This is a genomic window from Paenibacillus taichungensis, assembly GCF_047302525.1.
Classification (GTDB): domain Bacteria; phylum Bacillota; class Bacilli; order Paenibacillales; family Paenibacillaceae; genus Paenibacillus; species Paenibacillus taichungensis_B.
The window spans coordinates 6,268,030-6,288,859 of record NZ_CP168020.1; the positions used below are offsets into that span (position 1 = coordinate 6,268,030).

The 20,830-nt window shown below is 48.2% G+C and carries 19 protein-coding genes and 1 pseudogene; all 20 read left to right on the forward strand.

Features of this window, described 5'->3' with window-relative positions:
- Positions 1–6 precede the first annotated feature (6 nt).
- The gene (abc-f, locus tag ACDJ58_RS28530) at positions 7–1,941 is read left to right on the forward strand and encodes a ribosomal protection-like ABC-F family protein (protein WP_413374100.1); all 1,935 of its coding nucleotides are present in this window, start codon (positions 7–9) and stop codon (positions 1,939–1,941) included.
- A gap of 357 nt (positions 1,942–2,298) precedes the next feature.
- The gene (locus ACDJ58_RS28535) at positions 2,299–2,733 is read left to right on the forward strand and encodes a hypothetical protein (protein ID WP_413374101.1); all 435 of its coding nucleotides are present in this window, start codon (positions 2,299–2,301) and stop codon (positions 2,731–2,733) included.
- Entirely contained in the window at positions 2,733–3,008 is a 276-nt protein-coding gene (locus ACDJ58_RS28540; RefSeq protein WP_413374102.1) for a hypothetical protein, read from the forward strand. Before ACDJ58_RS28535 ends, ACDJ58_RS28540 begins: the two co-directional genes overlap by 1 nt.
- A gap of 6 nt (positions 3,009–3,014) precedes the next feature.
- Positions 3,015–4,412 carry a glutathionylspermidine synthase family protein gene (locus ACDJ58_RS28545; RefSeq protein ID WP_413374103.1) on the forward strand — a complete coding sequence of 466 codons (1,398 nt, stop codon included), beginning with the start codon at positions 3,015–3,017 and terminating at the stop codon, positions 4,410–4,412.
- A complete protein-coding gene (locus ACDJ58_RS28550) occupies positions 4,394–4,798 on the forward strand; it encodes a DUF350 domain-containing protein (RefSeq protein WP_072733770.1) in 405 nt (134 codons plus the stop codon). Before ACDJ58_RS28545 ends, ACDJ58_RS28550 begins: the two co-directional genes overlap by 19 nt.
- Before the next feature lie 60 nt (positions 4,799–4,858).
- Entirely contained in the window at positions 4,859–5,806 is a 948-nt protein-coding gene (locus tag ACDJ58_RS28555) for a nucleoside hydrolase (protein WP_413374104.1), read from the forward strand.
- A 161-nt stretch (positions 5,807–5,967) separates the two neighbouring features.
- The gene (locus tag ACDJ58_RS28560; RefSeq protein ID WP_079695459.1) at positions 5,968–6,294 is read left to right on the forward strand and encodes a PadR family transcriptional regulator; all 327 of its coding nucleotides are present in this window, start codon (positions 5,968–5,970) and stop codon (positions 6,292–6,294) included.
- Positions 6,295–6,300: 6 nt separating this feature from the next.
- Positions 6,301–7,278, forward strand: a complete 978-nt coding sequence (locus ACDJ58_RS28565) for a permease prefix domain 1-containing protein (protein ID WP_413374105.1) — start codon at positions 6,301–6,303, stop codon at positions 7,276–7,278.
- A gap of 124 nt (positions 7,279–7,402) precedes the next feature.
- Complete coding sequence (gene lspA / locus ACDJ58_RS28570) at positions 7,403–7,894, forward strand: signal peptidase II (RefSeq protein ID WP_413374106.1); 492 nt, start codon at positions 7,403–7,405, stop codon at positions 7,892–7,894.
- 296 nt (positions 7,895–8,190) lie between these two features.
- Positions 8,191–9,396 carry an ABC transporter substrate-binding protein gene (locus ACDJ58_RS28575; RefSeq protein WP_413379870.1) on the forward strand — a complete coding sequence of 402 codons (1,206 nt, stop codon included), beginning with the start codon at positions 8,191–8,193 and terminating at the stop codon, positions 9,394–9,396.
- A gap of 25 nt (positions 9,397–9,421) precedes the next feature.
- Complete coding sequence (locus ACDJ58_RS28580; protein WP_063567591.1) at positions 9,422–10,288, forward strand: carbohydrate ABC transporter permease; 867 nt, start codon at positions 9,422–9,424, stop codon at positions 10,286–10,288.
- Positions 10,288–11,115 (forward strand): carbohydrate ABC transporter permease, encoded by an 828-nt coding sequence (locus tag ACDJ58_RS28585; protein ID WP_076287389.1) that lies wholly within the window; start codon positions 10,288–10,290, stop codon positions 11,113–11,115. Before ACDJ58_RS28580 ends, ACDJ58_RS28585 begins: the two co-directional genes overlap by 1 nt.
- Positions 11,116–11,117: 2 nt before the next feature.
- Positions 11,118–11,231: pseudogene (locus tag ACDJ58_RS28590) on the forward strand (carbohydrate ABC transporter permease); the annotation flags it as partial.
- Between the two features lie 306 nt (positions 11,232–11,537).
- On the forward strand, positions 11,538–12,944 hold the full coding sequence (locus tag ACDJ58_RS28595; protein ID WP_076287394.1) for an MATE family efflux transporter: 1,407 nt from the start codon (positions 11,538–11,540) through the stop codon (positions 12,942–12,944).
- 296 nt (positions 12,945–13,240) lie between these two features.
- On the forward strand, positions 13,241–13,951 hold the full coding sequence (locus ACDJ58_RS28600; RefSeq protein ID WP_413374107.1) for a response regulator transcription factor: 711 nt from the start codon (positions 13,241–13,243) through the stop codon (positions 13,949–13,951).
- The gene (locus tag ACDJ58_RS28605) at positions 13,948–15,453 is read left to right on the forward strand and encodes an ATP-binding protein (protein WP_413374108.1); all 1,506 of its coding nucleotides are present in this window, start codon (positions 13,948–13,950) and stop codon (positions 15,451–15,453) included. Before ACDJ58_RS28600 ends, ACDJ58_RS28605 begins: the two co-directional genes overlap by 4 nt.
- Before the next feature lie 55 nt (positions 15,454–15,508).
- Complete coding sequence (locus tag ACDJ58_RS28610; RefSeq protein ID WP_413374109.1) at positions 15,509–16,618, forward strand: hypothetical protein; 1,110 nt, start codon at positions 15,509–15,511, stop codon at positions 16,616–16,618.
- Between the two features lie 129 nt (positions 16,619–16,747).
- Positions 16,748–17,656, forward strand: a complete 909-nt coding sequence (locus ACDJ58_RS28615; RefSeq protein WP_413374110.1) for a LysR family transcriptional regulator — start codon at positions 16,748–16,750, stop codon at positions 17,654–17,656.
- Between the two features lie 374 nt (positions 17,657–18,030).
- Positions 18,031–19,224 (forward strand): M20 family metallopeptidase, encoded by a 1,194-nt coding sequence (locus tag ACDJ58_RS28620; RefSeq protein WP_413374111.1) that lies wholly within the window; start codon positions 18,031–18,033, stop codon positions 19,222–19,224.
- A gap of 4 nt (positions 19,225–19,228) precedes the next feature.
- A complete protein-coding gene (locus ACDJ58_RS28625) occupies positions 19,229–20,653 on the forward strand; it encodes a YfcC family protein (protein ID WP_244192812.1) in 1,425 nt (474 codons plus the stop codon).
- Positions 20,654–20,830 lie beyond the last annotated feature (177 nt).

Consider the following 20,830-nt stretch of genomic DNA (forward strand, 5'->3'; position numbering starts at 1 on the left):
CTTATTATGATGATTATTAGCGCACAACAACTGACCCAATACCACGGAGCACATCTGGTGCTGGACGGCATTACGTTTGAAATTATGGAAGGCGACAAGGTCGCCCTAATCGGCCGCAACGGAAGCGGTAAAACGACATTAATGCGTCTGTTGGCACGACTGAGCCAGCCGGATGAAGGACAATTGATGATCAAGAAGGATACACGTATCGGTTACGTCGCTCAGGTGCCGGAAGGAATGGACGATTACACAGTGCTGGATGTGCTGAGTCTTGGATTCAGGGAGCTTATGGCGTGCCGAAGTCAAATGAAGGATATGGAGCAGCAGATGTCCGATCCGGACTGTGCAGCCGATCCGAACCAATTGGAGCGACTATTGAAGCGGTACGCGGCATTGCAAGACCAGTTCGAGCGCGAGGGTGGATATGAGATGGATGCCCGGATCGATCAGGTGGCGGACGGTTTGGATATTGCGAAGGAGCATTACGGATGGCGTTTTGGTTCGTTGTCTGGTGGTGAACAGACCCGGGTTGTACTGGCTTCACAGCTGATTGTAAGGCCTGATCTGTTATTGCTGGATGAGCCCACCAACCATCTTGATCTGGAGCGGGTGGAATGGCTGGAAGAATTTTTGCGCGAGTACACAGGTACGATTATCCTGATCTCACATGATCGCTACTTTTTAGACCGTGTAGCATCCCGGACGTTAGAGCTGGAGGATGGAGAAGCAGAAACGTCCGCTGGCGGTTATACGGAATATATGAAAGTAAAGGAACTACGACTGCTGCAGCAATTCGAGGAGTTCAAGGAGCAGCAGAAGGTGATCAAAAAAATGAAAGAAACGATACGAAAACTAGAAGAATGGGGTCGAATCGGGGACAATGAAAAGTTCTTCAAACGAGCAGCCTCTATGCGTAGAGCAATCGAACGGATGGAACAGGTGAAACGCCCGGTACTGGAGCGGCGTAACGCCGACTTCGATGTACGCCCTACAGACCGTACGGGAAAAAGAGTGGCTGTGATAGAACAAGTCGAAAAGGCTTATGGAGAACGTCTGATTCTGCGAGGTGTATCAGGATTACTCGAATATGGCGAGAAAATTGCCCTTATTGGACGTAATGGTTCAGGCAAAACAACGTTGTTCAAGCTGCTGCTGGGAGAGGAACAGCCAAGTGCAGGCAACCTAGAGTGGGGTGCACGTGTAGATGTGGGCTATCTGGCCCAGCAGGAGGAGCCTTCCAATCCGAGGCTGAATGTGCTGGAGTACTTCCGTCTGGAAGCGGGCGTGGAAGAAGGAGAAGCACGCGGCATTTTGGCCCGATATCTATTCTATGGAGCAGATGTATTTCGCTCGGTAGGACAGTTATCCGGTGGGGAATGGACACGGCTAAGGCTGGCTCTGCTGGTTCAGCGCAAGCCGAATGTGCTTCTGCTGGATGAACCGACCAACCATCTGGATATCGCTTCAAGGGAAGCACTCGAAGAGTCGCTTGTTGATTTCGAAGGCACGGTGCTTGCAATCTCACATGACCGCTACTTCGTCAATCGACTCGCTTCCCGCGTGTGGGAACTGGAGGATGGGCGGATGACCGCTTATCTGGGAGACTATGAAGCCTATCGCGAGAAGAAGCTTGATCTGCAAGCCCGCGCAGCCGCGGCAAATCAGCATATAGCAGTTGTTGCCACTCCATCACGTGGGAGTTCAAAACCGAAACAGGAGACGAAGTCCGGTAGTACGCCTAATACAACCGCCACTTCCAAAAAGCTGTCCGCAGAACAATTCGAGCAAAGACTGGCCCGTCTTGAAGGGCAAATCCAGGAGATGGATCGTCAGCTTGAATCCTTGCAGGATAATCCAAACGAGCTGGAGCAAATATGGAACGAACGTGAGCAATTGTCTGGTGAATACAATGATATGTTGGCCCAGTGGGCAGAGCTGTGAGACAGGTCGGATTATGGAGCTGATCTTGAAATAGATAAAGAAGGAAAGAAGGCCGGAGAAAGTTCTCTGGCCTTTTTGATCTTCAAAGTTAGCTTCATAACGCGATGATATCCGCAGTAATTGGCTAGTTATGTTGTGTATCGCTCGCGGGCAAAAGATCTAGACGAATAGATTCATTTCGATCTATATCATGCTGATTGAAAACCACTCTTGGGATTTATGAAAATTGCTTTTTTCCTTCTCATGCGTTAAATACGTTTGTGTGTATTGAAACGGCTCCTCTTAGAGCTCACAGAAAGGCAGGTTATCGTTATTTATTATTCATTGACTTATCGGAACTGGTCGGATGACCGGCAGGTGGAGACGGGCGTACTGGAGCAGGTATCGGGTACTCGCAATGAGCTTTACATGCGCAAGCTGGTCGATGCTACCCTGATGAAAAATAAGCTCTGGGCGCATCTATCCAATGAATGTGAGGATCGTCGGGAGCATGCAGTCTACGTGACCAAGTATGACAACCAAAAACCTGCGGAATACGGTACAGCGATTGCGGACGCTGCACTCGCAATGTGTAAAATGTCCTCCATGTACAGTGCGGAATATATGCTGTGGAATGGGAGTGCATTTGAGGAATTGGACCTGGCAGAATCCTCCTCGTACACGATGGAGCTTGCCGAGCAATTGCTGGACCATTACATGGTCCGGGGCGGTACGACCTATGAATTTGTGTATTCCGTGTTGGATGCGGATCGCAAGAAAGTGTTGTTTTTTATGAAGGAGGTAGATTTCTAATGGACGAAAATCCCAAACCCAAACCTGGATCACGCGCCAAGCTGGTCGCCTTCTCGCTAATGCTTGCGGTTCCAGCCGTATTATCCGGTTGTAGCAGCAATAGCGACGAGTGTGACCCAGAATACGATACCGGATGTGAGTATGACTCCAGCAGTGGGCACTATTATTACGGTGGCGGATCGTCCTATCGGAGCAACAAGGGCAGCAGTTCCTACAGCAAATCCAGTTCAAAATCGAGCGGCTTTGGCAGCTTCTTCCGCAGTTCGGGAGGTTAGAACCTGATGAGGCATATATACCAACTGCCATTCAGTCATGATGAAGTATTCAGGGGCGAAGCAGGGCAGCAGGTTCCCTACCATCGGATGTATGGAAAGCAATATTGTGTGCCTGCGTTGATGGTCTATTCCCCAGCGGAGATGCAGGAATTGCGTACGGCGGTTGAGGCTGTAGACGGAATCTACTGCAAGGTGATGCGTTTTATTCAGCAATACATGCCCGACTCTTTTCTGGAGCAGCAGTTGGGCATTCATCCCGGCCTTATTCCGGCGGCTCGTATGGAGATGGTGACAGGCGGGATTACTCGGCAGGACTGGATTATTGGGGAAGCCGGACCTAAATGTATCGAAAATAACACGGATACCCCAACCGGCATACCTGAAGCAGCTGCATTGGAAGGTATTTTGGTGGGGATGGTTGAAAAAACATCACTCCATGCTCCGTCCAAAGGAATGGATGAATGTATCCGGGAATGCTTTCACCGCTGGCTGGATGCTTACGCACAGCAGGGTTTGCGGGGCCCGGTGACCTTTACTTCATTTGGGGAGCATGTGGAGGATCGGACCAATACGGAGTATCTGATGAAGCTGTGCCAGGAGGCGGGGTATGAAACGTTTTACGCTCCACTGGAGGAGTTGGAGATTATTCCAGTGGAGGCGCTCTACCATCATGGACGCGAGATTAACCTGTTGTACCGGCTCTATCCCCTGGAATATCTAATCGATGATCGAGATGAAACGACCGGCGTGGACATCGGCGCAGCACTGCTTGAATTGGTTCAGGATGGCCGCCTGGGCCTGATGAATCCTGCACAGCATGTGCTGATGCAGAGCAAGGGTTTCATGGCGGCGATCTGGTCACTCTATGAACGTAATGAACAAACCATGGAATATTGCGGGTTTCGGCTGTTTGATGATGCAGAGGTAGCGGTGATTTCGCGTTATCTGCTACCGACTTATTTCGAAGCCGGACCATTTGAATGGAGCGCAATGCCTTATGTGGCCAAAAGCTATTGGGGGCGCGAAGGTCGAGGCACATCAATGCTGGGTGAGGAATCGGATCATCATGCGGGCCAAACGGCTGCTTTACATCAGCTGCACGCAGACACGAATTCCGACACCATAGCCGAACTGGAAGAAGATGAGGAAATCGAAGCCTATTATAATAATCAGCCTAAAATATATCAGCAGCTGGTACCGATGGAACAGGCCGTGATTCAGACAGAGGATGGCGAATACAGTGGTTATTTGCTTACAGGGGTATTTGTCATCGGTGGACGTTTTGCCGGTGTCCTGCCCCGGATCGGGGAGAAGGTAACCGGAGATATGGCCTATTATTGTGCGGCTGTGGTCAATGAACGCATGGATGATGAGGAGGAGAAGGAATGGACAATTTGGGATTGAACCTGCTGAATGTAGCGGTAGGTGTAGGCATTTTGCTGGTTGTATTGGTATGTGGGTATTTCGCTTTTAGCCAATTGACCCGGTATAACGATAGCGAAGAAATTGCGAAAGGCAACGAGGCGGCAGGTATGTATATGGGCAGCAAATTGCTGGGCCTGTGTATCATTGTGGGCATGGTGTCCTTCTCCACGCATTCGTGGCTGGATATGCTGCTTTGGTCAGCGCTTGGAATCATTATTTTGTGTCTGGTCTATATTATATTTGACTTCCTTACCCCAAAGATGCGGGTATGTGACGAGATCGCCCGAGGAAACATGGCGGTAGCACAGCTGCTGCGTTCCATTATCATCGGCGTTTCCATCGTCATTGGTACGTTTTTGATGTAAAATAAACCCTAGTGTTTATTTGGAATGAATATCAATCCAACGAAGAAGGAGCGCGGCATCATGAGAAAAGTCATCATCGATACAGATACAGCAGGAGACGATACGATTGCGATTCTGACGGCACTGCACCATTTCCAGGTGGAGGGCATTACAATTACAGGCGGGAACGTACAGTTTGACCAGGAGGTTGAAAATGCCCTGTACACGGTACAGGTTGCAGGACATGGCGGCAAGGTGCCTGTGTACAAAGGGTGCGAACGCCCATTGATGGCCTATGGTAAGGCCCAACACCGCACGGTGGAAGACGTACATGGCGATGACGGCATGGGCGGAGCCCATTTCCCGAAGGCGGACCAGCGTCCAGAGGCAGGGCATGCAGTTGATTTTATTATTGAAAAGGTACACGCACAGCCGGGCGAGATCTCGCTTCTGGCCATTGCACCCCTGACCAACATTGCGATGGCAATCCAGAAGGACCCAACCATTATTCCGGAGATTGCTCACCTCTACATCATGGGTGGAACAAATAATGCACTGGGTAATATCACACCAGCCGCGGAGTATAACTTCTATGTAGATCCGGAAGCAGCCAAAATTGTATTGCACGCGGGCATTCCGATCACCATGGTTGGCTGGGAGATGTGTACTCAATATTCTGTTATGGATGATGATGATCACGCTGAAATTGCAGCACTGGGTACATCTGGTGCGGATTTCTTCACCGCCATCAACAAAGTAGTTATGCAGTTTAACAAATCGGTACATAAACTGAATGGCACCACTCATCCGGATACGTTGCTGATGGCTGTTGCCGCAGATGAGTCGCTCATGACCAAATCCGGTCAGTATTATGTGGATGTAGAAGCAGCAGGAGAGTTAACGCGCGGATATAGCGTTGTGGATATCAACGGACGTTTCGGTAAAGAGCCGAATGTACGCGTCTGCGAGGCCATTGACCGTCCGAAATTCAAATCTATGCTGCTGGATCTGCTCTCTGCTATTCAATAAAATTGTGGTTTAAACTCCAATAAAAGTATTTATCATCCGTGCCTATTCCAGGTACGGATTTTTTTTGCCCATTTTATGTCTAACTACTTCACCTGTCGTAGTAAGTTATGATATACTTCAACTACTACGACAGATGAAGTAACGGAGGAGGATTACCTTTTGTGATCAGCAGTGATGTTATACGCGGCTACAACGATACGCTAATTCTCTATATGCTGCTGGAAGGGGAGTCGTACGGGTACGAGATTTCCAAAAACATCAGGCAGCTGACAGATGAGAAGTATGTGATGAAAGAGACGACACTATATTCTGCCTTCACCCGATTGGAGAAGAACGGGTACATTGAATCATTCTACCGGGATGAGAGTCTTGGGAAGCGGCGTACGTATTACCGGATCACGCCGCTGGGCCTCGATTATTACAAGGAAAAATGCGAGGAATGGAAGGTTACGCAGGAGGTTGTGAATCTATTTATCAGGGAGTGGTGACAGAGCATGGAGACGATTATGGTGTATCTGGAAAACATGTTTGCTGGTCTGCCGAAGACCTCCGAGGTGGAGCGTTTGAAACAGGAGCTTCTCTCGGGGATGGAAGATAAATACTTGGAACTGAAGCGAGAGGGCAAATCGGAGAATGAGGCAATTGGTATTGTGATTTCGGAATTTGGCAATATCGAGGAGTTAACAGCTGAGCTCGGTATTCAACCAGATGAGGTCGGAGAAGCAGCACCTGTGCTAACGGAGGAAGAGGCTTACGATTATGCTGCTGTCAAACGCAGCGTGGGTCTGTGGACAGGACTTGGCGTTTTTCTCTGCGCATCCGGGGTGGCCTTCCTGATATTCCTTGATACATTTTTTGAACACAACAATATCAAGTCCATGACAGGGTCGATGGAAACGGGTAGCCTGCTGGGGCTGATCGGGATGTTTGTGCTGATCGCCATTGCAGTCGGCATGTTTATTCACAGCGGGATGAAGCTCGATCGCTTCAAGTATATGGAGAAGGGCTTTCAGTTGCCTTATGCGCTCAAGATGTCACTTCAACGCAGTCAGGCCCATTTCGCGCTGACGTACCGCGTTTCGATCATTACGGGCGTCGGCCTGTGCGTGCTGTCACCCGTTTTTATTTTCGCGGGTGCATATATTAATGATGTCTACGCATCTTACGGTGTCTCTCTCTTTATGTTAATGGCAGCGGTGGGCGTGTTCCTGTTCATTTATTACGGCAATATCCAGGGGGCTTACACGAAATTGCTGGAGGAGCCACACTTTAGTGCTGATAAGAAGGAGCAGGAAAGGATTGTAGGCGCAGTGGGGGCAATCGTATGGCCTTTGGCTACGGCGTTGTTTCTGTTCACGGGCTTTGTATACCAGCGATGGGACGTTAACTGGGCCATATTTCCGATTACAGGTGTGCTGTTCGGCATGTTCAGCAATACCTATCATATATTAAAGCGGAAAAATCCCTCCTGATGGTTTGTAATGCGCGTGCTCTACCCAGTTGGTGACAACGCTTCGGGTGTGTTAAAGTGAAGGGAATGTTACAGCGGAGACCCTTTAGTTTAACTTTTGAGCGTCCGGCAGGAGGAGTGGCACAATGTTATTTTATTTTGTAGCACTGCTGGTTACCTTGGTTGATCAGGGAACCAAGATGGCGGTGAGGATGTATATGGAAGTTGGCGACACGATGAGACTTGGCGACTCAGGAATGCAATTGCAGCATTATGAGAACAGTGGAATGGCAGGCAGCCTGTTTCAAGGGAATGCGCGTCTGTTCGGTGTGGTCGCCATTCTATTCGTGGCAGGCATGATGTATTATCGGAGAAAAGGTGAAATTCGCGGTTTCTGGATGCAGGCGGGTGCCGGCTTCATGGTCGGTGGTGCCTTGGGTAATGCAATTGACCGTTTTATCTACGCACGCGTAACGGATTTTCTCGTATTTCCGTCGGGACGTGGCATTCTTAATTTGGCGGATGTTGCGATAAATGTTGGTGTGGTTATGCTGGTTATCGGCATGCTGATCCGTGCATTTCAGAGTTACCGGGCCAAGCGTTTACGTAATGCTTTGCCGAAAATAGAGCGTTCATAATAAGTTAACAACAGCTTTGATATAAGCAGTCGTAATTGAATACATGAGGGACATTGGACATTTTCCGATGTCCTTTTTTGTTATGCCGATGACCGGACTCGCGCTCAGTGGGACTGATTCAATTTTACCGAAACCGTTTTAGGAATAATAGGACACATTATAGTCAACGCTCTAAGTATAAAACAGTGGAAGGATTAACCACATGGTTACTTCACTAATTTAATGGGTAAATCTTTACGTATATAAGCTGAGGGAGGTACAACATGAGAACATCGCTTACCAAGGCACTCGGGTTAATGCTGCTTTGTGGAATAACGGCTGTAATTCTGTCTTCCTGCACCAGCGGGAATAATGCCAACGGCAAAGTGCAGGTTGAATTTTTTCAGAACAAACCCGAAGCCAAAGGAACCTTTGACGAATTAATCAAAACATTCAATGCCGAACACTCCGATATTCAGGTCACTCAGGTGAATCCACCTGACGCGGAGACGGTGCTGAAGACACGTGTGGTGAAGAACGATGTGCCAGACATTATGGCAATGGGGGCAACCGATACCTATTCCATTCTTGCACAGAGTGATATTTTCGCCGATCTGACAGACAGTCCACTATTAAAAACGATCGATCCCAACTACATAAAGATGCTGAAGGATGTCACGGGCATGGATGAAGTGACAGGTGTTCCTTACGCTACAAATGCAAACGGCATCATGTACAACAAAACGTTGTTTAAAGAAATGGGTCTGGACGTACCCAAGACCTGGGACGAGCTGATTGCTACAGCCAAAAAAATTAAGGATGCGGGTAAAATTCCGTTTTACTTCACATACAAGGATGATTGGCAGACGAATCTGCCGTTCAATGCACTCGGACCTAACTTGGTTGGTATTGATTTCTACCTGGAGCGTCGCGAGAACAAGGTGACCTTCAAGGAGAAATACCGTGAGGTTGCAGAGAAGCAGTTGGAGCTGATGAATTATGGTCACGGCGACAACTTCGGTAAAGCGTATTCGGATGGTAACCGTGCCTTTGCCAATGGCGAAGCTTATATGTACATCCAGGGTACCTGGGCGATCTCCGAGATTCGCAAAGCCAACCCGAATGTTGACATTGGTTTCTTCCCATTCCCGACAGGCAATGATCCGAGCCAGATTAAGCTGGTGAACGGAATCGACTCCCTGTTTACCATTGCAGCGGATACACCGAACAAGGAGCAGGCCGAGCAGTTCATCGCGTTTCTGCTAGAGCCTGAAAATATAGGCAAGTACATTGAGGAACAGACGTTGTTCTCTGCGGTGGAAGGTGTAAAACAAGATGATCCTGCTGTACAGGAACTGACACCTTACATTGAGCAGGGCAAGGTTATCGACTTCGCCGATCACTATATTCCGGCTGCGGTGCAGCTGAATTCCATCGTACAGTCCTTTTTGCAGAACAAGAACATCGACAACTATCTGGATACACTCGACAAAGAATGGGACAAGGTAGCGAATCGGCGATAACGCCTTGTCCGAAGGAGGATGGAGTATGAACAAGCGCATCGCGCCCTATTACTGGATGACGGTTCCGGCGGTAATATTGTTCTTCGTATTTATGACGCTGCCGGCCCTTCAGGGGATCTATTATTCTTTTACGAACTACAACGGATTTGGTAAAGGTTATGACTTTGTTGGATTCAAAAACTATTTCAATCTGTTTCAAGATGACAATGTAGGCAACGCCTACTGGTTTACCTTCAAGTTTGCGATCGTTGTAACGATCCTGACGAATATTCTAAGCCTGCTCATTGCACTCGGGCTGAATGCCAAGATCAAGTTCCGTAACTTTTTCCGTGGCATCTACTTCTTGCCGAATATCCTGAGTGTATTGATTGTAGGTTACATATTTAACTACCTGTTCTCGAACGTATTCCCGATCTGGGGACAAAACCTTGGCATCAACGCCCTATCCACCAACATTCTGGGGAGCGAAAGCCTGGCATGGATTGGGATCGTGATTGTAGCCGTTTGGCAATCAGTCGCGTTGAATACGATTCTGTATTTGGCGGGATTGCAGACCATTCCTACGACATTGTATGAAGCATCAAATCTGGACGGCGCTGGCAAATGGCGTGAATTCTGGAGCATTACGTTTCCACTTATTGCCCCGTTCTTCACGATTAATATGGTGCTGGCGATGAAAAACTCACTGATGGTCTTTGACCAGATCGTGGCCTTGACGAATGGTGGACCGGGACGGGCAACACAGTCCATCTCCCATCTGATCTACACGGGTGGATTTGAAGGCGGCGAATATGCATATCAATCTGCGAACTCGGTTATCTATTTCATCGTTATTGCGGTGATTTCGATTCTGCAAATCCGGTTCCTCCAAAGAAGGGAGACGGATCTGTAATGAGAAGCCGTTTACGTACCAACTGGCCCGTTATGTTGTTAATTGTTCTGGGTACCTTGTTCATTCTGTTCCCTTTATATATGACGGTTACAATCGCATTGAAGAATCCGGAGCAAATGGCCCAATCGGTATTTGCCATTCCGACAACGCTTCACTGGGAGAACTTTGCAAGTGCAATAGACATGACAAACTTCTTCCAATCGTTCCGTAACAGTGCCATTGTTACTGCGTCAACAGTCATTCTGACCTTGCTCAGTAACTCCATGGTCGCTTACGCCATTGCGCGGAATATGGAGAAACGGAAGTTTTTCAAAGGGCTGTATTACTACTTCGTCAGCGCGATGTTCATTCCGTTTCCAATCATCATGCTGCCGATTGTTAAGCTGACTGCATCATTGGAAATGACCAATCTTCTGGGTCTTATCCTGCTGCATACGGTGTATGGTCTCGCCTTTAACGTATTTGTGTATGTAGGTTACATTCGGTCCATTCCGGTAGCGCTGGAGGAAGCAGCCTTCGTAGATGGAGCAACAACCTGGGGCACGTTCTGGAAAATCATTTTCCCATTGATGGCGCCGATCAGTGCCACGGTTGGTATTCTAACTTGTCTATCTACCTATAATGACTTTCTGCTGCCACTCATTATTATTAGTGATCCGGCACAATACACGCTTCCACTGGTACAATATGTGTTCCAGGGTCAATTCAATACTGACTTCAACCTGGCGTTTGCATCGTATCTGCTGGCGTTGCTGCCGATGATCATCATTTACCTGTTTGCACAGAAATGGATTATCAACGGTGTGACGCAAGGTTCAGTGAAATAAATTGGGGAGCGATTGGTGCGACACTGATGATCAGTATCCTGCCCGTCCTGATCGCTTTCCTCGTCTTGAGCAATCGAATTGTGGAGGGTATCGCTGCCGGATCGGTAAAAGGCTAAACCTATTTATTCCATATGATTAAATGGCTAACTTAAACCTTGGACCCTTACATATCCCGATCCAAAAGGGATGTGTAAGGGTTTTTGCTCATCGCCTCGGACTTCGTCTATCTCCTGAGAACATGTATTTAGAACGACTATATGAATGTATTTATTCTCTATAATGCAAACTAAATGAAAGAACTGAAAATTCCTATTATTGGAATTTCAAAAAACTTTCAAGTTTTTTCGCAAAACTACTGCATTTTCAAACTACCTGTGCTAACATACCCTAAGAATTAAAGCCCACACGGGAAAGGTGAGAAAATGACAGCAATATCCTCAACCAAAGAGTCCCTACGTTCGGATGCCAAGGATCTAAATCTGATTCGGCTAACATGGCCTATTTTCCTGGAACTCTTCTTGTTTATGTTGATGGGGAGCGTGGATACGTTCATGCTCAGTTCGGTGTCCGATAATGCAGTATCTGGAGTCGGAGCAGCCAATCAGATTATTTCCATTGCGATTCTTGTACTGGAAGTCATTGGACATGGCGCTGCTATTGTTGTGGCACAATATATTGGTTCGAAGAAGTTGAGTGAGGCGGCACAGGTCACAGGTAATGCGATTACACTAAATCTGATTGTCGGACTGATCCTGAGCGGAAGCTTCCTTCTGTTCGGAGGACATCTGCTTACACTGCTTCATATTCAAGGTGAAATATACGATTTTGCCCGTTCTTATATAAGTATTGTCGGAGGCGGGATCTTCCTTCAGGCGCTGATTAACGCGCTGGCCGCGACGATTCGTACGCATGGTTACACCAAAGAGACGATGTATGTTTCTGTTCTGATGAACGTGATTCACGTCGTTGGTAACTACGCTCTTATTTTTGGCCATTTCGGCATGCCGAAGCTTGGTGTAGAAGGGGCAGCGATCTCAACGGTCGGAAGCCGTCTGATCTGTTTGATTATTTTCTTCTGGTTACTCTATCGGGTTATGGATGTAAGGGTAGAGTTTAGCTATTACATCAATCTTTCGAAGAAATTTATCAGCAAAATATTGCGAATTGGTATTCCCTCTGCACTGGAATCCGTTGTATATCAGTCCTGCCAGCTCGTCTTCACACTTTACGTGACCTATCTGGGTGCTGAGGCGATGGCAACCCGGCAATATGCGGGTAACATTTCAAGCTACATCTATCTATTCAGCATGGCTATCGGAATGGGGACTTCCATTATAGTTGGCCGTTTGGTCGGTGCGCGACGCAAGAACGATGCATACAAACGTGTATTTGACAGTGTGAAGTGGGCGCTGCTCGCCACGGTTGTGATCGATGTAATTATTATTCTCTTCCGTGTTCCGCTGATGAGTGTCTTCACAGATAATCCGGAAATTATAAAACTGGGTGCACAGGTCATCCTGCTCAGTCTTCTGCTGGAGACCGGGCGAACCTGCAATATTGTGATTATTGGTTCGCTACGAGCCGCAGGTGATGCGAAGTTCCCAGTATACATGGGACTGATCTCCATGGTCTGCATGAGCCTGCCGCTGGGCTACCTGCTGGTGTTCAAGCTTCACATGGGGCTCGCCGGTGTCTGGCTTGCGATAGCCGCAGACGAATGGACACGAGCTGTCATTATGTATTTCCGCTGGAAGAGCCGGGCTTGGGAGAAACATGATCTTTTGGATCATGAAGAGGAAGTTGGAGCTCAGCCGGTGCCGGCAGTATGATGTTGATTTTGGAAAATAATTTCGATTTGAGTGGAGTATAGAAATAAAAAGACGCCTCACTTGGAGTCGTTAGTCTTATTAAAGAAGAAGAGTCAATCATGGGATGGAGCACTCCTCCTTATGGTTGGCTCTTTTTGTTGTGTTTGGGGTATAAAAAAAGTGGAGCGAAGTCGAAGCTGAGAGGATACAGGCGTTTCTCACAAATCGTAAATTCCTCCATAGCTAATCAGGCGATACCTTGTTAACATAGATCCAAAGATTACGATAACTCATGACACATATAGAGGATGATTTCGATGAATAAGAAAGTATTGGTCGTGGATGACGAGTCAAGCATTGTCAGTGCCATTGCTTACGCGCTGCGGCGCGAAGGATATGAAGTAGAGACAGCAAATGACGGCGAAGAAGCGCTGGTCAAGGTGGCGTCATTCCAACCGCAGGTCATGATTCTGGACGTGATGATGCCCAAGCTGGACGGATACGGCGTATGCCGCAGGCTGGAGGATCGGGAGGATATCGGCATTATTTTGCTAACCGTCAAAAATGATATCGTGGATAAGATCGTAGGCCTGGAAATGGGCGCGGATGATTATATGACTAAACCGTTTGAGATCCGCGAGCTGCTCGCCCGGGTAAAAGCACTGATGCGTCGTGTGGAGAAAAGCAGTACACCATCTGACGATTCCAAGAATCAGGCTATTGTCAATGGATCACTGCGTATCCATATTGCTCACCGCACTGTGACGGTGAATGAGGAAAAGCTGGATCTGACGCCAAAGGAATTCGATCTGCTTACCATCCTCATGTCCAATCCTGAGCGTGTATACACGCGGGATGATCTGCTGGACCGGGTGTGGGGCATGGAATACGCCGGGGGCACACGCACGGTGGATATTCATATTCAGCGGCTGCGCAAAAAAATCGGTGATACGGACCAGCAAAAATTGCAGACGGTATACGGAATTGGCTATAAGGCATCAGCCCCTGAACCGGGCGGCTCGGTATGAGAGTCAGCATCAAGCTGAAGTTCAGCGTTTTTCTGGCCGCATTGCTAATTCTGACCGTCGTTGTGCTCAGCTCCCTGGTGTTGCGAGGTATTGAGCGCAACCAGCAGACGCAGATTGAGACCATTCTGTCCCAGCAGACCCGCCTGGTCAATCTGAATGTACGCCAGTCATACTACACCGAGTCCGTTCGTCTGGAGCAGGAGGTTTTTTTACAGCAAAATGGCCGCAGGCTGGCGCAGGAGCTTGCGAGCTCCACAGGTCTGCCCATCGCGCTTTATGATATGAAGGGACAGCAAGTTGGTTCATCGATCATGTCTGAGGAAAGTGCAGATATCACAGCGACGCTGAACTATGCGCTGCAAAATAAAATTGCTTATCACGAACAGGGGGTTACCCTGCTATATATGGCACCACTGGACGGACCGGATGGACAGATGGGTGCTGTGCGCATGCAGTATCCGGTTCAGAGTTATCATGAATTTTATGCACGTATCCTTCAGTTGTTTATGTGGGCGGGGATTGCGGTTGTTGGACTAAGTTTCATTCTGGGATATCTCTTCTACAATCGTTTTGCCGTTGCCATAACCCGCTTGAAGAAGTCTGCCGATTCCATCCGTGAAGGGCATTATATTACCGAATCACCTGTGAGACGCAAGGATGAATTGGGCGAGCTGGGACAGGGCATTTATTATATGAGCACATCCATTAAGCAAAATATTGAAGCCATGCATGCGGAACAGCAAAAGCTCCAGCTCGCCATCGAGAAGCTTCAGGCCCTGGAGCAGCAGCAGAAACAATATATCGGTAACATCAGCCACGAGTTCAAGACGCCACTTACGTCGATTAAGGCGTATGTGGAGCTTCTGGACATGTATAAGGACGATCCACAATTGCTGGATGATGCCACGAGCAATATTGGCAAGGAAACCGAGCGGCTGTACGAGATGGTTGAGAAGGTATTACATTTGTCTGCCCTGGAGAAATATGATTTTGAGAATCAGGCGGAAGACGTGGAAGTTCGTGCCCTGCTGGAGGATGCCTGTGGCCGGATGCGGGGCAAAGCCGAGAAGTTTGAACTGAACATGGAGCTGGCCTTACTGCCTGCGGTGATCCGCAGCGATCGGGAAAGCCTGATGCATATTTTCATCAATCTGTTGGATAATGCGATCAAATATAATGTGCCGGGAGGTGCCATCCGGGTAAGCAATGAACTGCGAATGCAGGAGCGACAAGCGGTTATTCGCATCTTCAACTCGGGTACGCCCATTCCGGATGAGGCGCGCGAGAAAATCTTTGAACCCTTTTACACCGTCAACAAAGACAGAGCCAGAAAAACCGGAGGAAGCGGACTGGGACTATCAATCGTCAAGCAATTTGTAGAGAAGCAGGGCGGCACGATCACATTGTTACCGAGCGATCCGATAAATGGGGAAGGAACGACGTTCCAGCTGGTTTTCCCTCTGGCCCATTCAAGTTTACAAGTTGGAAACAAGTCTGAATAACTTTGGAAGTATGCGATGTGTATGCTTGGTCTATAGAAAGCACTCAGGAGGGACCATGATGAATTGGAAACAGGCGGCTTTGGGCACGCTCGGGGCAATCGTCCTATTATCGGCGACAGCATGCGGGGGAACAACAGAACCAGGGGGGGATACACAGAGCGGGAAATCCGGCACGGATATTACGGTGAAGGATAATACCAATACGTCGGTGTACCAGAGCTTTAAGCTGGAAAAAATTGATAAACTGTCGAATATGCGCGGGGTAGCGTGGCTAAGCAATGACTGGATTTTGTCGGATAAAGAAAACGAGTCCATGAAGCCTGTCACTGTTGAGGGTGAGAAACGTTACCCGCATAACTTATACATGTATGATCTTACGAAGGGTACAGATACACCCGTGAAGGAAAGTGAAGTGAGTCTGGGCTCACCACTTGTGTCCCCGGATAGTCAGTATATTTTCTACAGAGAACCAGAGGAATCGACAGGCAAAGGCTTCATTCTGAATCTGCACAACGGAGAAGTGCTGCCTGCGGGCAAGGATGATGGATTTGTCTTTGAAGGCGCATGGCTGGATAAAGAGCATGTCGTCTTTCCGAACATGAATGGGGATATCGTATCTGCAAGTGTGGATGGAACGACCAAAGCGCTGGTCAAGACGGGAAACTTCAATGTAAGCAGTGTCAGCGTTTCAGGTAATGTGATTTACTACATCACAGGCACGGACGGACAGTTAAATGCCTACGATACGAAGACCGGTGAAGTGAAGCAGGTGTTGAAAAGTGTGGAGAGGGTAATCCCGTCCAACGATGGCTCAAGACTGGCGATTGTGAAAAAAACAGCCGATACCAAACGGGCGCTGGTGCTAACCGATCTGGAAGGGAATGAAAAAGCCACACTTGCCAGAGGCACGCAGATTTTCGGCACGAGCTGGTCTGGTGACGATTCCAAAATCGCCTACACGATCAATTCGGAAAGTGACGATGAGAAAGGACTGTTCGTCTCCAATACGGAATCGGCGGAGCAGTTCCAGATCTCGGCCGATATGGATAACGCATCTGATCCACTGAGCTGGAGTCCGGAAGGTAACCGAATTTTGCTGTCACAGGCAGTGCAGGAAAATGAATCGTATCACTTTGTCACCTCGGTCATTACGATTTCGCAGTAAATCATCATCGAAGAAGAAGCAAATCAGCAGGGCGGGCCTGACTCATAACGAGTTGGGCTTTTTCTGTACCTTTAACGTTGGTTTTCTGGGTTATACTGAAGAGACGAGAAGTGAAGGGGGAACATGATCATGGATGAAAAGGACTGCCGTCTGCTGCTGAGCGTTTCCGAAGAAAGCAGTCTGACTAAGGCTGCGGAGCGCATGTTTATGACCCAGCCTGCTTTGACATACCGTTTGCAGCAATTGGAGAAGGAATTTGGCGTACCACTCATTGATAAAACATTAAAAGGTGCCAGATTCACTCCCGAAGGAGAGCATCTCGCGATCTATGCCCGTAAAATGCTCAATGAGCTTAATCAGGTCAAGGAACAGCTGTCGAACATTCGAAATGAGGTTAAGGGAACGTTGCGCCTTGGGATTGCCAATCATTATTCGTTGTACAAGCTTCCTCCGTTGTTAAAGCAGTTCAAGGAGCTGTACCCTGAGGTTCAGTTTGCTGTGACCTGTGCTTTGAGTGTAGAGGTTATGGAACTGTTGATGCGGGATGAAATTCAGGTGGGTGTCATCCGGGGGGAGCATCCATGGTATGAGGGGAAACATCTGCTGCACGATGAACCGGTCTGCATTGTATCCCGTGAACCCATTGACCTGGATGAACTTCCCGAGCTTCCGCAAATTGCATTTCAGGAGCCCTTGACGAAAACGGGTGGAACTCCTGTGAGCCCCTTCCGAGAGGGGGTAGCGGCCTGGTGGTATGAGCGCTATGAATGTTCACCAACCGTAGCGATGCGTGTGGACAGCTATGAGACATGCAAGGAAATGGTGCGTTATGGGCTTGGTTATGCCATTATTCCGGGTATTTTTGTGTCTGCTTCGGATGACCTCCATCAGCAGGAACTGATCCGACAGAATGGACAGGGAGTGCGGCGTAATACGTGGTTGGTGTATAAGGAAAGTGTGCTGCAGCAGGCAACGGTGGGTCGCTTTGTTGACTTGATGAGAACGGCAGGGACACAGCATGTCTTGGGTGGAGGCTAGATACATACATAGCGGAATAGATGCATTGCTTTATGCATAATTATCCGATGTTTTCTTATTGAAAAAGGGATTTTATTACTATTTGGCAGTGTCGTTTTCATCGGGAGTACCCATTCGAAGGATGTACATAAGATCAAAATGTATACCGAAGTTCTCTTGGCTAATATGTAAATGAACCAGTAATATACTGACATCTAATGATATACATATGTTATTATCAAGCGAGTCCATAAAATTTTTTATGGGCTATTCCTTAATTTTTTTGAATTTACTTATGGCTTGGTCACACATACAATATATCCAATCTGATTGTATATTTATTCGATTGAATTGAATATAGAAATGCTGTATTTGGAGAAAGGCGGCAAAATAATATGTATCCTGACCCTGCTCATATGAAGCAAAAAATCAAAGAAACCGTAGACCTGCTAGACCCCGACTTGCGGAAATTATCCCTGCGCATTCACGCTAACCCTGAACTTAGCTTTCAGGAAGTCCAAGCACAACAATGGTTAACCGAACCGCTGGAAGCGGCCGGATTTCAGGTGGAAAAAGGCATCTCAGGCCTCGACACCTCGTTCCGTGCTGTATGGGAAGGCCGGCCAGGCGGACCCACGATTGCACTGCTCGCTGAATATGATGCGCTGCCCCGCATCGGACATGCCTGCGGACACAATCTGATCGGAACCTCTGCTGTAGGTGCAGCACTGGCGCTCAAGGAAGCTTGCCCTGATCTTCCGGGACGGATCATCGTTCTTGGCACACCGGCTGAAGAAGAGGGCGGCGGCAAAATCATTATGGTGAACGATGGCGTATTCAATGAGATTGATGCCGTCATGATGTGTCACCCGCAGCAAAAAACGATGGTACTGAGAGGTGCGCTGGCCTGTGTGGACGCAACCTTTACGTTCCACGGCAAACAGGCACATGCAGCCTCGTCTCCTGAGAAAGGCATTAGTGCGCTGGATGCCTTGGTCAATGCATACGCGGGGATTAACTCGCTTCGTCCTTATTTGAAGGATGACGTTCGGGTGAACGGGATTATCACCAAGGGTGGAGATGCGCCCAACGTGGTGCCTGAGCTGGCTGAAGCCGTATATATCATTCGGGCGAAGACAGTCGAAGAACTGAAAATCGTCATGGACAAAGTATATCGTGTCGTGCGCCATGCTGCGGAAGGCGTTGGGGCTACGGTAGATATTACAGAAGGCCTGATCTATGCCGAGCGGAATAACAACAAGACTCTGGCGGGTCTGTTCCAGCAGAACCTGGAGGATATGGGCATTGAAGTGCATGATCCACCGCAAACAGGCGGTGTTGGTTCATCGGATATTGGTAACGTAAGCCAAATTACAGCCGCGATCCATCCGTATATTCGGTTAGGCGACGCGACAACACACACACCTGAATTTGCCCGGCTTGCCGGAGCAGAGGAAGGCATGATAGAACTAAACCGTGCGGCGAAGGCACTTGCACTGACAGCGTTCGATTTGTACGCAGACAAGGCAGCATTGCAGCAGGTACGTGATGAATTTGAAGCATGGAAACAACAGAAGGACGAGGGATGATGAATTGGAAAACATAACAAAACAACCACAACAACGGCGTAAATGGTTCAAAATGCCTCATACCTTCGTCATCTTGTTCATTTTGGTGCTGGTAGCTACTGTCCTGACCTATATTATTCCCGCAGGGGAATTTGATCGGGTCAAGGATGAGGCGACAGGCAAATCCTTGCTCGTTCCAGGTTCATATCATCATGTAGAGGCCAATCCAACGGGATTATGGGATATTCCCAAGTCCATCGTTCGCGGACTGGTTGACTCCGCTGACGTTGTATTCTTTATTTTCATCATCGGCGGAGCATTTCAGATCATTACGAGCACGGGAACAATTGAAGCTCTTACAGGCCGGGTAGCCCGTTCGTTTGCCAATAAGGGACTGTGGGTCATTCCGGTATTCATCACCTTGTTCTCAGTTGGTGGATTCACGATGGGCATGTCCACAGAGGTTATGGTCTTTGTACCGATCGGGATTGCCATTGCGCGTGCGCTGGGGTATGACGCTCTAACCGGTACGGCGATGATCTCGCTGGGGGCCTCGTGTGGTTTTACTGCCGGACTGCTCAATCCGTTCAACGTAGGACTGGCTCAGGCGATTGCAGAAGTCCCGATCTTCTCAGGCATGTGGCTGCGTGCGATCATTCTGGTGTGTCTCATCTCCGTGACAAGTATCTATATTATGCGGTACGCGTCCAGAGTGAAGTCTGATCCAACTCGTGGTTTGGTGCATGAGTTAGAACAGGAGCAGGCAGCAGATACACCTGCGGTGGACCTGAACAAACTGCCAACGATTCGCATCACACATATTCTGACCATCATTACAATTGTAGCTGGCTTTGCCCTGTTAATCTGGGGTGTATCCAAAGAAGGCTGGTGGATGGAAGAACTGGCGGCTCTCTTCCTGAGCATGGGCGTGATCGCTGGTCTCGTGTCTGGGTTCGGTCCTAGCCGAATTGCAAGTGAATTCGTCAAAGGCGCAAGTGGTATTGCCTATGGTGCCTTTATCATCGGTCTGGCAAGAGGAATTATGGTTGTCCTCGATCAGGGTAATGTAATTGACTCCGTAGTATACGGAATGTCTACAGCGGTTGGCGAATTGCCGTCCTCCGTGCAGGTATTGGGTATGTATTTCTTCCAAAATATCATGAACGTGTTCATCACCTCGGGTACAGGTATGGCCGTAACAACGATGCCGATTATGGTTCCATTATCGGATCTGCTCGGGGTTACCCGTCAGACTGCCGTACTGGCTTTCCAGTTCGGAGACGGATTCACCAACATGATTTTGCCAACGTCTTCAGCCTTAATGGGCAGTCTCGCGGTATCCGGCATTCCGTATCAGAAATGGGTTAGATTCTTCTGGCCGCTGATGGTAATGTGGATCGCTATGGGTATTGTATTTATGCTTATTGCAAATGCCATTCAGTATTCTTAATCGACGATTGAGACAAGTAGCGAAAAATGTATTCCATAACTTACATTCCTTTCTATACATTTATATTGACTAAGCTATTCCGCTTCCGATAAACTAGAATGCAGGAATAAAAGTCGAATGTTCAAAGCAGCAGTTCGAGACATTGTTTCGGACGGCTGTTTCTTTTCTTTTTATTAA

What these genes read in the sequence shown, in the direction of transcription:
- abc-f (WP_413374100.1), top strand. Translation starts at nt 7, where the DNA reads ATGATGATTATTAGCGCACAACAACTGACCCAATACCACGGAGCACAT.
- ACDJ58_RS28540 (WP_413374102.1), top strand. Translation starts at nt 2,733, where the DNA reads ATGGACGAAAATCCCAAACCCAAACCTGGATCACGCGCCAAGCTGGTC.
- ACDJ58_RS28545 (WP_413374103.1), top strand. Translation starts at nt 3,015, where the DNA reads ATGAGGCATATATACCAACTGCCATTCAGTCATGATGAAGTATTCAGG.
- ACDJ58_RS28550 (WP_072733770.1), top strand. Translation starts at nt 4,394, where the DNA reads ATGGACAATTTGGGATTGAACCTGCTGAATGTAGCGGTAGGTGTAGGC.
- ACDJ58_RS28555 (WP_413374104.1), top strand. Translation starts at nt 4,859, where the DNA reads ATGAGAAAAGTCATCATCGATACAGATACAGCAGGAGACGATACGATT.
- ACDJ58_RS28565 (WP_413374105.1), top strand. Translation starts at nt 6,301, where the DNA reads ATGGAGACGATTATGGTGTATCTGGAAAACATGTTTGCTGGTCTGCCG.
- lspA (WP_413374106.1), top strand. Translation starts at nt 7,403, where the DNA reads ATGTTATTTTATTTTGTAGCACTGCTGGTTACCTTGGTTGATCAGGGA.
- ACDJ58_RS28575 (WP_413379870.1), top strand. Translation starts at nt 8,191, where the DNA reads ATGCTGCTTTGTGGAATAACGGCTGTAATTCTGTCTTCCTGCACCAGC.
- ACDJ58_RS28580 (WP_063567591.1), top strand. Translation starts at nt 9,422, where the DNA reads ATGAACAAGCGCATCGCGCCCTATTACTGGATGACGGTTCCGGCGGTA.
- ACDJ58_RS28585 (WP_076287389.1), top strand. Translation starts at nt 10,288, where the DNA reads ATGAGAAGCCGTTTACGTACCAACTGGCCCGTTATGTTGTTAATTGTT.
- ACDJ58_RS28595 (WP_076287394.1), top strand. Translation starts at nt 11,538, where the DNA reads ATGACAGCAATATCCTCAACCAAAGAGTCCCTACGTTCGGATGCCAAG.
- ACDJ58_RS28600 (WP_413374107.1), top strand. Translation starts at nt 13,241, where the DNA reads ATGAATAAGAAAGTATTGGTCGTGGATGACGAGTCAAGCATTGTCAGT.
- ACDJ58_RS28605 (WP_413374108.1), top strand. Translation starts at nt 13,948, where the DNA reads ATGAGAGTCAGCATCAAGCTGAAGTTCAGCGTTTTTCTGGCCGCATTG.
- ACDJ58_RS28610 (WP_413374109.1), top strand. Translation starts at nt 15,509, where the DNA reads ATGATGAATTGGAAACAGGCGGCTTTGGGCACGCTCGGGGCAATCGTC.
- ACDJ58_RS28615 (WP_413374110.1), top strand. Translation starts at nt 16,748, where the DNA reads ATGGATGAAAAGGACTGCCGTCTGCTGCTGAGCGTTTCCGAAGAAAGC.
- ACDJ58_RS28620 (WP_413374111.1), top strand. Translation starts at nt 18,031, where the DNA reads ATGTATCCTGACCCTGCTCATATGAAGCAAAAAATCAAAGAAACCGTA.